This is a genomic window from Enorma sp. (assembly GCF_982429025.1).
In genome coordinates, this window is sequence record NZ_CEWCAA010000010.1 from 39,572 (window position 1) to 54,626 (window position 15,055).

Below are 15,055 nucleotides of genomic sequence, written 5' to 3' on the forward strand. Positions count from 1 at the left end.
TAATCGGTCGAAACTTCGCGAACCCGGCGGAACCGCAAGCGCGCGCCCGGCGAACTCGCGAACCGCAAGACAAGACTCCGCGCCGTAACCGCATGTCGCAACGAACCGGCCCACACAGCGCGCTCCCGAAAGGCCTCCCATGACCTTCCTGCTCAACTGGCTCTTCACCTCGATCGCCATCGCGATCGCCGATTGGTTCGTCCCGGGCATCTTCGTCCTGGGCACCGTCGAGCCCTGGCTGTGCTACATATTCACCGGACTTTTCCTCTCGCTCGTCAATTCGCTCGTGAAGCCCATCTTCACGGTGCTCGCGCTCCCGCTCACCATCATCACGCTCGGGCTCTTCCAGCTTATGGTGAACGGCCTCATGCTCCAGCTTGCAAGCTCGCTTTCGCTCAACCTGCTCGGCTCGGGTATCGTGGCCGCCAACTTCGTTTCGGCATTCGTTGGCGCGATCATCGTGAGCATCATGTGTACTATCTTGGGCGTGAAGAAGCACTAGCCTCACGCCCCATCGGGCCCGCGCCCACCCGTCGCACGAGCCGGGCGGAGGGGGCTTCGCGACCACAGATGGCACGGGCTACGCTGTCGTCATCTTACCTTGCTACCGCCTCATTCACCCTGCCAGAGCGCGCGCCAAGCGACTACCGCTTTATTCGTTCCACTTTTGGGAATATCTTTTGCCGCCCGGCCACCACACCGGGATACGCAACTCACAAAACCGCAGGTACCCATTGAAGGAGCATTGCCACACACGGCCAAGCCGAGAAACAAGTTCCCAAAAGTGGAACGAACTTCCCAGAGACACGCGACGCGGCCTCGCGATCGTGGCAGCTCGTGTCTACAATATCGATATTCGACCAGCAACACCGCGTCGGCATTCGAAGCCGCGCGAGAAGGAGACCAATCATGGCAAACATCTTCACCTCCATCGACCAGCTGATCGGCCACACCCCGCTGCTGGAGCTCAGCAACATCGAGCGCACGGACGGCCTCAAGGCGCGTGTGCTCGTCAAGCTCGAGCGCTCGAACCCGGCCGGCTCTGCCAAGGACCGCGTCGCGCTCTCGATGATCGAAACAGCTGAGCGCGAAGGTGCCATCCGCCCGCATGAGGGCTATACCATCATCGAGCCCACCTCGGGCAACACCGGTGTCGGACTCGCTGCCGTGGCAGCCGCTCGCGGCTACCGCGCCATCATCGTCATGCCCGAGACTATGAGCGTCGAGCGTCGCCAGCTTGTGCGCGCCTACGGCGCCGAGCTCGTGCTCACCCCGGGGGCCAAAGGCATGGCGGGAGCCATCGAGCGCGCAAACGAGCTCCAGAGCGCCACGCCGAAGAGCATCATCGCAGGCCAGTTCGTGAACCCCGCGAACCCCGCCATCCACCGCGCCACCACCGGCCCCGAGATCTGGGACGACACCGACGGCAGCGTCGACATCTTCGTCGCCGGCGTGGGCACGGGAGGCGCCATCACGGGCGCGGGCGGCTACCTTAAGGAGCAGAACCCTGCAATCGAGCTCGTCGCCGTGGAGCCCGCCGACTCCCCCGTGCTCTCGGGCGGCAAGCCCGGCCCCCACGGTATCCAGGGCATCGGCGCGGGGTTTGTGCCCGAGGTGCTCGACACGCACGTCTATGACAAGGTGATGACCGTTACCACCGAGGATTCCTACGCCGTGGGCCGCCGCCTCGGCGCTGAGGAGGGGCTGCTCGTGGGCATCTCGTCTGGCGCCGCCACCTGGGCCGCACTCAAACTTGCCCGCCGCCCGGAAAACGAGGGCAAGACCATCGTGGCGTTCCTTGTAGACACGGGCGAGCGCTACCTCTCGACCCCTATGTTTGCGTAGGCCGCCGTGGGCACGCGGGTTCTCATCGCCATGAGCGGCGGGGGCGATTCAAGCGTTACCGCCTACCTGCTGTCTTCGGCCGGCCACGACTGCATCGGCGTCACGATGCGTCTCTACGACGCCGAGACCTCGGGACGCGACCCCGCGCGCGCATGCGGCAACCTCGCCGATATCGAGGACGCGCGTGCCGTGGCGCATCGGCTCGGCATACCGTTCACGGTGCTCGACTGCCGCGACGCGTTCGAACGCGACGTGATCGAGGCGTTTTGCCGCGCCTATGAGCTGGGCACCACGCCCAACCCCTGTGCCATCTGCAACCAGCGCATCAAGTTCGGCGCCCTGCTCGCCCATGCCCGCGAACTCGGGTGCGAGTATCTGGCAACGGGGCATTATGCGCGCGTTGAGCAGCTGGAAAGCGGCTCCTTCGCCCTTATGAAGGCCGTCGACCGAAGCAAGGACCAGAGCTACTTCCTCTATGGGCTCACGCAGGAGGAGCTCGCTCATGTGCTGTTCCCCCTGGGCGGGCTCACGAAACAGGGCGACGTGCGCCGCATCGCGCGCGAGCACGGCTTCGAGAACGCGGCGAAGCGGGATAGCCAAGGCATCTGCTTCGTTCCCGACAACGACTTCGCCACGTTCATCGAGCGCCGTAGGGGCCAGGCGCTTCCCGACGGAGATATCGTCGATACGAGCGGATCGGTGCTGGGCACTCATCATGGCGCCATCCGCTACACCGTGGGCCAGCGCAAGGGCCTTGGTGTGGCGGCAGCGCGGCCGCTCTATGTAACAGGCATCGACGCGCGAGCCAACACCGTAACCCTGGGCGACGAGGCCGACCTGATGTCGGGCGCGCTCATCGCCGACAGCTGGACCTGGTCGGCCCCCGCGCCCGACACGGAGGCCCGGCTCGACGCGGCGCCGCTCCGCGCGGCCGCGCGCATCCGCTACCACCAGGCCGACCAGGCGGTCCGCGTGCGGCGGGCGCTGCCCCCCGAATGCGCGGCGGGGCCCGTGCCCGTCCGCGGGGAGGCGCTCCGCATCGATTTCGACGAGCCCCAGCGCGCCGTCGCGCCCGGGCAGGCGGTCGTGCTCTACGACGGGGACGTCGTGCTGGGCGGCGGGCGCATCCTCTGCGCGGCGGGCGCCTAGGCCCCGGGCCGCTCGCGGTCTATGAACATGAGGAGGAACGCCAGGAAGTGGAGCGCTGCGCACACCGCGATCGCGCGCAGCGAGAGCAGGTCGATGAACCAGTTGCCCAAGATCGCGCCGATCACGAAGCAGAGGATCACGCCGAAGTAGAGCACCCCGTTCTCCAGGAACCCCCGCTTGTGCGTGACGATGTAGTCGTCGACGCTCTGCAGCGCCGAGCGCAGGTTGCCGATGCACATCGTCGTCGCGATGCCGTGCCCGTGGATCTTGCGGAACGACTCGACCTGCATGCCGCAGGCGAGCGACGTCAGGCTGTTCGCCAGGATGTTGAGGTCGCCGGGGACGAAGCTCACGCCGAGCAAGATGAGCGCTTCCACGAGCACCGTCACCTGGCGCCAGTGGATCCGGCTCGAGAAGCGCTCGTGCACGAGGTCGCTCAGCATGATGCCGAGCGAGAAGCACAGCACGGGGGCCAGGAACCTGAGCGCCAGCGCGTAGTCGCCCTCTGAGATGTGGACGCCGGTGAGCAGGATGTTGCCCGTCTGGGCGTTGGCGAACACGCCGTCGCGCGCAACGTAGGAATACGCATCCATGAACCCGCCCGCGAGGGCAAGCACGATTCCGAGTTCGATCGATTCGGAGGTCTGCTTCGCTCGCTCCATGTACCGGCACCCTTCCGGCGCGATTCCGCGCGTCGCCCATATGACGCATGCCATCGTAGCGCATCCGAAGGGGATGGGCGCCGGGGATCAATCAGTTGTCGAAACGTTTGCAGACCCGTCCCCCGGGCCGAAGGCCCCCGTGGGCGAGATGTCGAAGGGAAAGGTGCCACACCGGTTGAAGGCGGCGATGAACATTCGTATGGCATTCGAGGGCGTGGTGCCCACGCGCTGCGTTGCCGCCGCGAAGGCTGCCTTCTCTTCAGGCAGCACCTTCGCGACGACCGGGGTCATGTGATCTGCCATGGTCGTACCTCGGTGGAACGAACGAGTGCGTTTACCTGGGCGCGCGGCATGTGCCGATGTCGCACTACCAATGACCTAACTCGGCCCATGCCGCGCGCCCAGGCTTGGTGTGATGTTGCTTCGTGGTATTACTAAGTATTACTAAGTTATACCCCGTTGATAGATTAACGCACCTGGAGCGCCCGCGCAAGGGCAACGCGAACTGTTCAATGCAAAACTTGTCTCAAAGGATCGAATTTTGCCAGGCACCCCGAGCAGCTCGTTTTTCGGCAAATCTCTGAGCTGGGGTTTTGAGATACGGAAAAGCGTCTATACTTCATAGGCGCTCGAAAAAGCAGTCCTTTGAGCCAAGTTTTGTCGATTAACCCCATGGCCCACAGCGGCACGCACCGCGCCGTTGCGAGCCATGCTCTCGAAGGAGCCCCATGGCGCATCGCCCCCTTATTCTCGCAACGGCATCGCTCACCACGTATCTTGGCGAAACTGCCTTTCGCTTGTGCGAGAACTATGCCGACGCCATCGTGCGAGCGGGCGGCTTACCCGTCGTGCTTCCTCTAACGGAACACTCCGATGTATACGATGAGTATCTTGACCGCGCCGACGGCCTTATGCTCACAGGCGGAGCAGATATAGAACCCGCTCGCTATAGAAGCGCGCTCGAGCGATGCGGGGTCGAAGCGTTATCAGGGGAACGGCTGGTAGGCGAAACGACTCCCCTACGCGACGCCGCGGAACTCCACCTCTTATCCAGCGCAGAGCAGCGAGGGCTGCCGATTCTCGGCATATGTCGCGGCGCGCAGATCATGAACATCGCTCACGGGGGCACGCTCTACCATGACCTCGATGCGCAGCACGCACCGGCCTCTGGGGCCCTCGCTATCGTCCATAACGAATATATGGATGGGCGAATTTCGCACACGGTCGAGATCAAAGGCGGAAGCGTGTTGGGAGGTATCCTCGGCGAGAGCGAGCTCGCCGTGAATTCTCTCCACCATCAGGCGATTCGAGACCTCGGCGCGGGCTACACCGCGAGCGCCATCGCGCCCGACGGCGTAATCGAGGCCATCGAGCGCCCCGATGCCCCCTTTATGCTGGGCGTGCAATGGCACCCGGAATACCATGCGAGCAAAGAGCCCATGGCGCGCCTCTTCAACCGATTTGTCGAAGCGTGCGCCCAAGCAAGCTGATTCGCAGCGGAAGCTGGCTCTAGGACCCGCAGTCCGCGGGGCACTTACGTGGCATGAGCCCACGGGGTGCACCTTCCTGCACTCCGTTGCTGCTTCCGGACCATCCCATCGCCGCAACCAAGGTGTTCGCACATCGTCACGGTATGCAGGCCGCCCGCACTTTGTCGCGGCAACTTAGACTAGCCGCACCCCGTCGCTGCTTCCGGGCCGTCCCTACTTCCGTCGGCCGCCAAAATCGCCGGGACGGCGCGAATGGCCCGCGGGCTTACCCATGCGGCCCGAACGAGAGACGGTACCCGCCGCATGGCCACCCCTGCCGCCGCGACCCCGACGCTCATCGGGAAAATCGCTGTTACGCCAATCGTGGGAGAGCGCATCGCGCGACGAGGCGCCTCGCTGCGCGCCGCGGGCCCTGCCGCCGCGACTCTTCTTGGTCATCGCCTCGCCAGCACCGGCGCCGCTTTGTCGGTTGGTGCGAGCGCCCCGGCCCGAACGATTCGCCCGGGTGCTGCGCGGCTCGTCATGGACGAGCTTCTCATCGCGCCCTCGCCGTTCGGAATCCTCATCGTTCGAGCGCACGCGCGCTCTACCAGAGCGTTTGGGACGGGCTGGACGCGGTGCCTTCTCGTCCGCACCCGCGGCGGGGGCGGCAACCTTTGACCTAGAGCCATCCCGCTGCACGCCCTCGCCGCTCGCATCCGAACTGCCCGGGGCAGTGCGGCCGTGCGCGCCGCGCCGAGCGGAACCGTGCGAACCCGTGCTGGAGCGCTTCTTCTTGGATGTCGACTTGCCGCGCTTCGTCTTCTTCTTGGCGCGCGAAGCCGGCACGCGACCGGGATCGATGACGGGCGGATGAGCGCCCAGCTCGAGCCCATCGGCGTCGTAGAGGTCTGCCGTCTTTCCCATGAGCGCTTCGATGTCGAAGAACTCCTCTACATCGAGCTCCGTCACGAACGTAAGCGCCCAACCAACCTCACCGGCGCGACCGGTCCTACCGATACGGTGGATGTAGTCGGTCGGCTCGCTCGGCACGTCAAAATTCACCACATAGCGAACGTCGGTGATGTCGATACCGCGCGCGAGCACGTCGGTCGCCACGAGCACATCGACCTCGCCATCGCGGAACGCCTTGAGTGCGCGCTCGCGCTGCGCCTGGGTACGGTTGCCATGGATGGGCGCCGCCTTGATGCCTGCACGGGCGAGGCGCCGGCAGCAGCCGTCCGCGCGATGCTTGGTGCGCATGAACACGATCACGCGCTCCGGCCCCTCGCGCTTGAGAACGTTCGCAAGCAGGGCGTTTTTCGCTTCGGAGGATACGGGCAGCACGTACTGATCCACCGTGTCGGCAGTGCTGCGCGGCGGCGCGATCTCCACGCGCGCAGGGTCGCGCACGAGGTCGGTTACCGCACCCACGGCCTTCTCGTCCAACGTGGCAGAGAAGAGCAGGGTTTGGCGATCGTCCGGCGTGGCCCCCACGATCTTGCGCATATCGGGAAGGAACCCCATGTCGAGCATGCGATCGGCCTCGTCAAGCACGAGTACCTGCACCTCGCTTAGGCTGCAGCTCCCCTCGCCGAGAAGGTCGACGAGACGCCCCGGCGTGGCCACGAGGATGTCGCAACCGTTTTTGAGGGCGCTCCTCTGAGGGTTGTAGCCAACGCCTCCCACGACGGTTACCGCGATATGCCCCGTATGCTCGGCCACGCGTGCGCAAACATCTTCAATCTGCTGGGCAAGCTCGCGCGTTGGCGTCACCACGAGCATGAGCGGCCCGCGACCGCGAGCACGCCGACGGCGCTCGCCGCGCGGAGCCACATGGCCCAGGCGGCACATGGTCGGAAGCAGGAACGCCGCAGTTTTACCCGTACCCGTCTGCGCAGCGGCAAGGAGATCGCGGCCAGCGAGCACCTCGGGAATTGCCGCCGCCTGCACCGGAGTGGGCTCGGTATAGCCGAGATCACGCACGGCGGCGAGCACCTCGTCCGAAAGGCCGAGACTATCGAAGCCGAGAACCTCGGCTGCGTTACTTGAATCCATGTTGTATGTCCATTCTATGCGCCATGTACGACGCCGCATGGACGGCGCGGGCAGAGCGCCGAACGGGCAACGGCGCATGGGCGCGTCGGTAGCAGATGTTGTATCAATCGGGCGAATCGCAGGGTGCGTGGATGCGGTCGCACCGTAATCTGCGATGGAGCAGGTTCGCCGCAGGCAAGTATAGGGGGCGAGACGGCCGCGCGGCGCGAAAACCAGATCGCCACATGTGAAGACCATAGCAGCATGGCGGGGCGAGCGTTGTACCGGCAGCTGAGAAAGCGGTTGTCCCCTAGTGCTTGACACCCCCAGGGGGTATAGGTGTATAAAGAGTATGACATGGATAACATACCTCAATTGAAGGGACGCCCCATGGCACATGAAGCATTTGACGTGGGAGGCATGACCTGCGCGGCATGCCAAACCCATGTGGAAAAAGCCGTCTCAAAGCTACCAGGCGTGACGAATGTCGCCGTCAACCTGCTATCCGGCTCGATGACCGTCGATTTCGACGAGAGCGCACTCACCGACGACGACATCTGCACCGCCGTGGATCGCGCCGGCTACTCCGCCACGCCCGTCGCGGAGGCAGCCGGCCCCGATAGCGCAGCCGCCGCCGGCACCTCCCCCGCCCGCGCGGCTCGACTCGAATCCCCCACCAAGAAGCTCGAGGCCACCGCGCGCGCCATGAAGACGCGGCTCATCGTCTCGCTCGCATTCTGGATTCCGCTCTTCTACATCGGTATGGGGCACATGCTCGGCTGGCCGGTGCCCGCGGTCTTCACCGACCCCGCACACGGCATGACGCTCGCCCTCACCGAGCTCGTGCTCACCATTCCCATCGTCTTCATGAACCGCTCCTACTTCGAGAACGGCTTTAGATCATTGGCACACGGCGGCCCCACCATGGACACGCTCATCGCCATCGGCGCCGCGGCGAGCATCGCTTGGTCGGTCTACGCAATGTTCCTCATGGCCGACCAGCTTGCCGCAGGCACGTCCGCGGGGCTCCACGCAGCGCATGCGACGGCGATGGACAACCTCTACTTCGAGAGCGCGGGAACGATTCTCTCGCTCGTCACGGTGGGCAAGTACCTGGAGACGCGCAGCAAATCCAAAACCGGTGGTGCCATCGAGAAGCTCATCGACCTCGCACCCAAAACCGCCACCATCGTGGACGAGGAGGGCAACGAGGCCACCGTGGCCGTTGAGGAGATCCAGCTCGGACAGACCATCCTCGTGCGTCCCGGCGAGGCAGTGCCCGTCGACGGCGTGGTGCTCGAGGGGTCCTCGGCGGTAGACGAGAGCGCGCTCACGGGAGAATCGATACCCGTGGAGAAGGCGCCGGGCGACACGGTGAACGCAGCAACCATCAACCGCACGGGCTCGTTCACCTTCCGAGCCACCCGTGTGGGCGCAGACACGGCGCTAGCCCGCATCATCCAGCTCGTCGAGGACGCCAACGCCACCAAAGCGCCCATCGCGCGCCTGGCCGACAAAGTCGCCGGCGTGTTCGTACCCGTGGTCCTCGGCATCGCGGCAATCACCTTCGTCGCATGGCTCGCCCTCACGGGCAATCCCAACGAAGCGCTTACCTCGGCCGTTGCCGTGGTGGTCATCAGCTGCCCGTGCGCGCTCGGACTCGCCACGCCGCTCGCCATCATGGTGGGCACGGGCAAAGGCGCCGAGATGGGCGTGCTATTCAAGAGCGCGGAGGCGCTCGAGACGCTGCAAAGGGTTGACACCGTGGTCCTCGATAAGACGGGCACCATCACCAAGGGCGCGCCCGCGGTAACCGACGTCCTGCCCGCCGAGCGCCCAGACGGCGCCCCCGCCATGAGCGAGAAGGCCCTCATGAAGCTCGCCGCGGCGCTCGAGAAGAAAAGTGAGCACCCTCTCGCCGAGGCCATCATGGCGCGCGCCGACGAGATGGGCATCGTGGCGCGCACGGTCGAGGACTTCACCGCGCTTCCCGGGCGCGGCGTGACGGCGCGTGAAGGGGCGAGTGTCGTCGCAGCCGGCAACGCCGCCCTTATGGAAGAGCTGGGCATCGAGGTGCCGACAGAACAGCTCGAGCAGTTCGCGCGAGCCGGCAAGACGCCGCTCTTCTTCGCCCGCAACGGACAGCTCGCGGGGACCATCGCCGTCGCCGACGAGGTCAAGCCCACAAGCGCCGCTGCCATCCGCGCGCTCGAGGGCCTCGGCATCAAGACGGTCATGCTCACCGGCGACAACGCCCTCACGGCAGGCGCCATCGCGCGCAGCGTGGGCGTCTCAGATGTGGTGGCTGACGTCATGCCCGCCGACAAGGAGCGCCATGTGCGCGCCCTGCAAGACGAGGGGCGCAGCGTGGCCATGGTGGGAGACGGCATCAACGACTCCCCCGCGCTCGCCCGCGCCGATGTGGGCCTCGCGATTGGAACGGGGGCGGACATCGCCAAGGAGGGCGCCGACGTGGTGCTCATGAGGAGCGACCTCATGGATGTGGCGCGGGCGATCGAGCTCTCGCGTGCGGTGATCCGCAACATCAAACAGGACCTCTTCTGGGCGCTCTTCTACAATGCCTGCGGCATCCCGCTTGCGGCGGGCGGGTTCTTCCCCCTGCTGGGCTGGCAGCTCTCACCCATGTTCGGCGCGGCAGCCATGAGCCTCTCGAGCCTCTGCGTCTGCGCGAACGCGCTTCGCCTACGCGGGTTCAAGCCGAGCGCGACCGACCGCATCGCGCCAATCGCGAGACGCTAGGCAGCGCCGCTGCACGGATTGCCGTCTCGAACGGGGACTGGCAACTCGTGCGGGAGAAACCCGTCGCCCGAGACGCCTCTTCTGGGTACCTTCGTTTCACTTTTGGGAATATCTTTTTACGAGAGGGACGGTATCGGCCAGATAGAGGAACGTTTTCCAAGGTCGCCGATACGCTGTCTGCTCGTATCAGCGCCGCGCCCAAAACGAAGTTCCCAAAAGTGGAACGAACTATTCATCGTCGTGTCGTACTGAAGAGAAAGGACGTTACCATGCAGTACATCATCAAGACCGAAGGCCTTCACTGCGGCCACTGCGACGCAAGCGTCGAGACCGAGCTCATGAAGGTCGCAGGCGTCACCGACGCCGATGCGGACCACGAGACGAACACCGTGCAGGTCGAGACTGAGGGCGAGGTAGCAGCCGAGGCGCTCGCCGGCGCCGTTGTAGCGGCGGGGTTCAAGGCTCTTTCCGTTGAGGCCGCCTAAATGCAGGCCGACCGCGACAAAACCCTCCGCCTGCTCAAAACCGCGCGCGGGCAAATCGACGGCATCATGCGCATGGTCGAGCAAGACCGCTATTGCATCGACATCTCGACCCAGCTCATGGCCACCGAGTCGCTGCTCGCGCGCGTGAACGCCGATGTTCTCAAGGCTCATATCGAGCACTGCGTGCGCACGGCAGCAGAAAGCGGCACGCCCGAGGAAAAGGAAGAGAAACTCGAAGAGATCGCGCGCATCATCGATAAGCTCAATCGGTAGCCGAGAGACGGCAACGCGGGCGGGGCCCTGGAGAGCGCCCCTCTCGGGGGCGAGCGCGCGGCAAGACGCCACGCTCAGAGGCGGGCGCATGACAGGTTTCCCCGGAAGGCAGGCCCGCAGTAGAAGGCATCGCTTTTTATTATGATTTGGTTCATCTGCCGCCCCGTGGGTAGAACAGAGCAAGACACGCCGCGCCCGCGCCCATCTCGACGCGCGGGCGTGCTTGACACACGCGAAGCAAGACTGGAGAGGAACCCTCGGCATGCAAGATTTCATGAAGGATCGCTATGGCGTCGACGACCTATCATGCGCCCTCGGCGCGCTTGGCGTGGTGCTTACACTTGTTGGAACCATATTCAACCAGCGCGCCGTCTCGATCGTCGCACTCGCTATCCTCATCGTTGCCCTCCTGCGCTCCTTCTCCAAGAATCGAGACGCTCGATATAGCGAGAACGCAGCGTTTCGCCGCATGATGGCCAAGCTTCCCATCGTAGGGGAGCGTTTCGGCGGCGCCGGCAGCGGATACCGTGGGGGCGGCTCTTCGCGCGGCGGTGCGGGTTCTGCCGAGCAGCTTAAGCGCCAGGCGCGCACCGCCAAGAAGATGTGGAAGGAACGCAAGACGAAGGCCTTCCTCAAGTGCCCCAACTGCGGGACGATGCTCTCGGTTCCCCGCGGCAAGGGGAAAATCATCGTCACCTGCCCTAAGTGCCACGCACGCATGGAAACCAAATCGTAGCATTCGAAGAACAGCATTCGCGAACAGAGACGCGAGCATAGCCGGCGCCGGAACTTCCGGAGCCGGCCTTTTCCGTTTGCCCGCCGCGCACGTCGCGCCCCCGGTGTCGCGCTCACAGTGACGACGCGCCCGCCAGTACTTCCGCACCCACCCGCTTTCCGCATTCCGTTGCTTTTTCTATGGATGAGAAGTGGCAACGCACCAACTGTTGCGCATGACGCAATGGCGCAACCTTGCGATTTGCCACACGGGACCAGCTGTTTCACAGACGGTGTTCAGAAAATGCAGGAAGCATCCGCGCCATTTGTTCACCTGCCTCATAGAAGCTATGGGTATGCAAGGCCGGTGAACCCGATGCGATTCCTTTGCAACGCGGGATCAATCACGCGCGAATCTGCGCGCGGGACCGGCATCGAGGTGGTACGAGGAGCAAGCCATGGACGAAAAACGAACAGCAAGCAATGCCACTGCAGGGCGATGCGACATGCAGAAGCAGGCGGCGTGCGTAGCGGGTGATATCGACGCCGTGGCCCGCTACTGGGCAATCCGTAAGCAAGAACTGCTGGCCGACGCTGCCAGTGCGTTCATCTCGTTCGTGGAGCCCGCGTTTCTCTATGACATGCCTCCCTTCATCGAACCGGATTCCTTCAACGTCATGTTTACGGAATGGATGCTCTTCGAATATCCCTTCCGTAACGACAGAACGCCCCTTGAGGAATATGCGGCCCATCCCCCGGCGGGAGCGAAGGCCCTGCACCTTGACCACGTGCGGCAAATCTGCGAGACGCAGATCTTCTCTCGCTTCATCATCCACGACAAGGACACGTGCAGCGGCATGGCCGCGCTCGAAGATATCCAGACCGCTCGACGCTACGACGTCTACGACCCCGAGCTCTGCAAACGAGCCCGCTGGAGGAGCGGAACCATTGGCGAGAGAATTGCCTGCGTCGATGGGCTCTGGGTTCCCCTAGCCAACACCAGGCTTTACGACCGCGCCGCACCTGCAGACACCGCCCTCGATGGACCCGGGTTCTTCCATCCCGAAGACCGTGTGCGCAAGCCCGAGGCGGAGCATGCTTCGTTCTACCTGCGCCTCGTCCGCGACATCATCGGCATCGACGGAAGATACCGGCGCACTGCGACCATTCCGCCAGATGAAACACGAGATAGGCCGGCGAACGTCGGCACGCAACCGCAGGGTGAGTGACCGTGGGCGGTCTGCATGCTTCGGTTCAGCGACGAATCGACGCGCTGCTCGACGACGCGGAAGCCTCGCGAACGATTGTCGTGGCGAGCCACGGAGATGCTGATGCGCTCAAGCGACGGGCGAGCCGCGGGCAGCTTGCCTCGCCAGCGAAGAACCTGTACGCGCGAGATGCATACTGGAGCGGCCTCGATCCTGCAGAGCGAGCCCTCCACCTCATGCGAGCGGAGGCCTCACGGCATCCCACCTGGCGCTTCCGTTCGTACAGCGCGGCGCTCGTATGGGGCCTCGATGTTCCGCATGCGCTCGTCGATGCGCTGCACATCATCGCGGACCGTCCTCCGAACGCGCCCCATTGCCGGGCACGCAGGCCATCCTCCCGCGACGACTATGCGCTGCGCGACGGCATGAACGTCACCTCCTTTTGGCAAACGGTTGCCGAGTGCCTCTGCGAGGCGCCCTTTAGCTACGGGCTCGCCATCGCGGACTCCGCCCTCCACATGCGCGGCACGACCAACGAGGAGCTTCTCGACCGGCTCTCCATCGCCGACGATCGCACCGGCATCGCCCAGGCGCGCCTCATCGCTTCCTGCGCGGACGGGCGCGCGGAAAACGGCGGGGAATCCCGCGTGCGCGCCTACCTGATCGCGCAGGGTTACCAAATTCCGGAGCTTCAAGTCGAGTTCCCCAACCCCACCGATCCCGCGCATCCCTATCGTGTCGATTTTTTCTGGGAGCTGATCGGGCCGCGTGGCACCATCGGCGAGTTCGACGGCATGGGAAAGTACCGGGATCCTCAGCTGCTCAACGGTCGAACCACGATCGAGGTGCTGGTCGCCGAGCGTCAGCGCGAATCCCGGCTGACCTTGTTGGGGCATCCGGTCCTACGGTTCACCTATCAGGACCTTCTCCATCCCATCCGGCTAAGTCGGGCGCTCGAAAGCGCTGGCATACCCCGGGACCACGTGGAGGCGCGTCGCTGGCACGATGCTTGGGATCAGGTAAAGCGTCACTGAACACGGCACCGGATCGAGGCGGCCCTAGTCGGCGCACGTTTTCTCGTCGCGTTTGCCGCTGCGCCTCCGTCCGGGCTTTCGCCCGTGCCTCCCGCCGCGCCGTCCGCCGTGTACATTTTGCAAGAAAAGATTGCAACATTCTGCAAGACAGGGCGCTCAAAACCAGTCCTTTTCTTGCAAATCGTTGCAATCTTTTCTTGCATTTTGTCAGGCGGATATCGCCGAGTGAAAATGGCTGCGCTGCGCACCACGCGCATCTGGCACGATGACAGGCCAAGGCACAGCATGTGGCTCGGACACGGCACTAGGGTCAAACGCAGCACCAAGCCCAGGCCGGTGCCAGAGCCAAATACGACGCCAGGCCAAGGCGCGGCCCTGTTCGAGATGTCTCCAGGCCGATTCTGTTACAGGCCGAGATGCTCGGCAACCTCGGCAACACATGTGAGGGCATCCGCGATGGCAGAAACGACGAGAGACGAGCCGTTGCGAGCGTCACCGGCGACATAGACCGCAGCCGAGGCGGGCGAAACAGCGTCAACAAGCTCGCAGCGATGGCTCTCGGCAGACATCATCTGAGGCAAGGGGCGCCCCTCCCCCGGGGCGGGCATCGCCACGCCGAAAGCATCGAACACGCCGCGCTCCGGACCGGTGAAGCCGCAGGCAATCAAGACGAGCTGCGCGGGCAGCTCCCGCTCGCTCCCCGCAAGGCGCTCGGGCCTACCTGCGGTCCAATCGAGATCTACGACCCGCAAGCCGCGCGCGGCGCCCGCATCGTCAAGCAGCACCTCAAGAGTGTCGACACCCCACGAGCGCATCTCTTCGCCCATGAGGTCGATAGCCTCTTCCTGGCCGTAATCCGTCTTGCGGACGTTTGGCCACTCAGGCCAAGGATTGCCCGGCAGGCGGCGCTCCGGCGGCGCGGGCATGAATTCGAGCTGGCGCACGCTCTTGGCGCCCTGGCGCACCGCGGTGCCCACGCAATCGTTACCCGTATCGCCGCCGCCGATGACCACGACATCCAAGCCAGCGGCCGAGATGGCAGGTGTAGCGGGCGCATCGGGGGTGCCTTCGAGCACGGCGCGCGTTGCAGCGGTCAGGTAGTCGACGGCGTACACGACGCCCGGTGCATCGATGTGCTCGGCGGAAAGCCCGCGCGCAGCCCGAGCGCCCGCCGCCACGACCACGGCATCGAACTCGGAACGCAGATCGGCGGCGACCGTCGGATCGGAGGCATCGACCCCCAGGCGGAACACGATACCGAGCTCGTTCATAAGGGCCACGCGGCGCTCGACCACGTCTTTCGGAAGCTTCATGTTGGGGATGCCGTACATGAGCAGCCCGCCGGCGCGGTCGTCGCGCTCAACGACCGTCACCTGCGCCCCGCGCCGCGCGAGTTCCCATGCGGCAGCAAGTCCCGCA

14 protein-coding genes are annotated in these 15,055 nt (G+C 64.7%); 10 read left to right on the forward strand and 4 right to left on the reverse strand.

Annotated features, from left to right (window positions below):
- Nucleotides 1-139 precede the first annotated feature (139 nt).
- The 3 genes from AC1VS5_RS03155 (at nucleotide 140) to mnmA (ending at nucleotide 2,994) form a co-directional block, all read left to right on the forward strand.
- Nucleotides 140-502 (forward strand): phage holin family protein, encoded by a 363-nt coding sequence (locus tag AC1VS5_RS03155; protein ID WP_419058837.1) that lies wholly within the window; start codon nucleotides 140-142, stop codon nucleotides 500-502.
- Between the two features lie 407 nt (nucleotides 503-909).
- Entirely contained in the window at nucleotides 910-1,845 is a 936-nt protein-coding gene (gene cysK, locus AC1VS5_RS03160) for a cysteine synthase A (protein WP_481217671.1), read from the forward strand.
- A gap of 6 nt (nucleotides 1,846-1,851) precedes the next feature.
- Nucleotides 1,852-2,994, forward strand: a complete 1,143-nt coding sequence (gene mnmA / locus AC1VS5_RS03165) for a tRNA 2-thiouridine(34) synthase MnmA (RefSeq protein ID WP_481217672.1) — start codon at nucleotides 1,852-1,854, stop codon at nucleotides 2,992-2,994.
- Here the strand turns inward: mnmA and AC1VS5_RS03170 are convergent.
- Both AC1VS5_RS03170 and AC1VS5_RS03175 read right to left on the reverse strand, forming a co-directional pair.
- Nucleotides 2,991-3,656, reverse strand: coding sequence for a YoaK family protein (locus AC1VS5_RS03170; protein WP_481217673.1), 666 nt, complete (start codon nucleotides 3,654-3,656; stop codon nucleotides 2,991-2,993). The genes mnmA and AC1VS5_RS03170 overlap by 4 nt on opposite strands.
- An 87-nt stretch (nucleotides 3,657-3,743) precedes the next feature.
- Nucleotides 3,744-3,959: a type II toxin-antitoxin system RelB/DinJ family antitoxin gene (locus tag AC1VS5_RS03175; protein WP_019127935.1), complete on the reverse strand. Its 216-nt coding sequence runs from the start codon at nucleotides 3,957-3,959 to the stop codon at nucleotides 3,744-3,746.
- A 425-nt stretch (nucleotides 3,960-4,384) separates the two neighbouring features.
- Between AC1VS5_RS03175 and AC1VS5_RS03180 the strand changes: the two genes are divergently transcribed.
- A complete protein-coding gene (locus AC1VS5_RS03180) occupies nucleotides 4,385-5,146 on the forward strand; it encodes a gamma-glutamyl-gamma-aminobutyrate hydrolase family protein (protein WP_481217674.1) in 762 nt (253 codons plus the stop codon).
- Nucleotides 5,147-5,359: 213 nt separating this feature from the next.
- Here the strand turns inward: AC1VS5_RS03180 and AC1VS5_RS03185 are convergent, their stop codons facing one another.
- Nucleotides 5,360-7,183: a DEAD/DEAH box helicase gene (locus AC1VS5_RS03185; RefSeq protein WP_481217675.1), complete on the reverse strand. Its 1,824-nt coding sequence runs from the start codon at nucleotides 7,181-7,183 to the stop codon at nucleotides 5,360-5,362.
- 369 nt (nucleotides 7,184-7,552) lie between these two features.
- On the opposite strand from AC1VS5_RS03185, the gene AC1VS5_RS03190 reads away from it, so the two are divergent.
- From AC1VS5_RS03190 to AC1VS5_RS03215, 6 genes are all read left to right on the forward strand, one after another.
- Nucleotides 7,553-9,922, forward strand: a complete 2,370-nt coding sequence (locus tag AC1VS5_RS03190; RefSeq protein ID WP_481217676.1) for a heavy metal translocating P-type ATPase — start codon at nucleotides 7,553-7,555, stop codon at nucleotides 9,920-9,922.
- Between the two features lie 269 nt (nucleotides 9,923-10,191).
- Nucleotides 10,192-10,407: a heavy-metal-associated domain-containing protein gene (locus tag AC1VS5_RS03195; protein WP_019127931.1), complete on the forward strand. Its 216-nt coding sequence runs from the start codon at nucleotides 10,192-10,194 to the stop codon at nucleotides 10,405-10,407.
- A complete protein-coding gene (locus tag AC1VS5_RS03200) occupies nucleotides 10,408-10,680 on the forward strand; it encodes a metal-sensing transcriptional repressor (protein ID WP_087186152.1) in 273 nt (90 codons plus the stop codon).
- 262 nt (nucleotides 10,681-10,942) lie between these two features.
- Nucleotides 10,943-11,416, forward strand: a complete 474-nt coding sequence (locus tag AC1VS5_RS03205; RefSeq protein WP_481217677.1) for a hypothetical protein — start codon at nucleotides 10,943-10,945, stop codon at nucleotides 11,414-11,416.
- A gap of 436 nt (nucleotides 11,417-11,852) precedes the next feature.
- Nucleotides 11,853-12,623: a hypothetical protein gene (locus AC1VS5_RS03210; RefSeq protein ID WP_481217678.1), complete on the forward strand. Its 771-nt coding sequence runs from the start codon at nucleotides 11,853-11,855 to the stop codon at nucleotides 12,621-12,623.
- Nucleotides 12,624-12,625: 2 nt separating this feature from the next.
- Nucleotides 12,626-13,636 carry a hypothetical protein gene (locus tag AC1VS5_RS03215; RefSeq protein ID WP_481217679.1) on the forward strand — a complete coding sequence of 337 codons (1,011 nt, stop codon included), beginning with the start codon at nucleotides 12,626-12,628 and terminating at the stop codon, nucleotides 13,634-13,636.
- Nucleotides 13,637-14,040: 404 nt separating this feature from the next.
- Here AC1VS5_RS03215 and AC1VS5_RS03220 read toward each other — a convergent pair.
- On the reverse strand, nucleotides 14,041-15,055 hold a 1,015-nt coding region (locus AC1VS5_RS03220; RefSeq protein ID WP_481217680.1), incomplete at its 5' end, for an FAD-dependent oxidoreductase.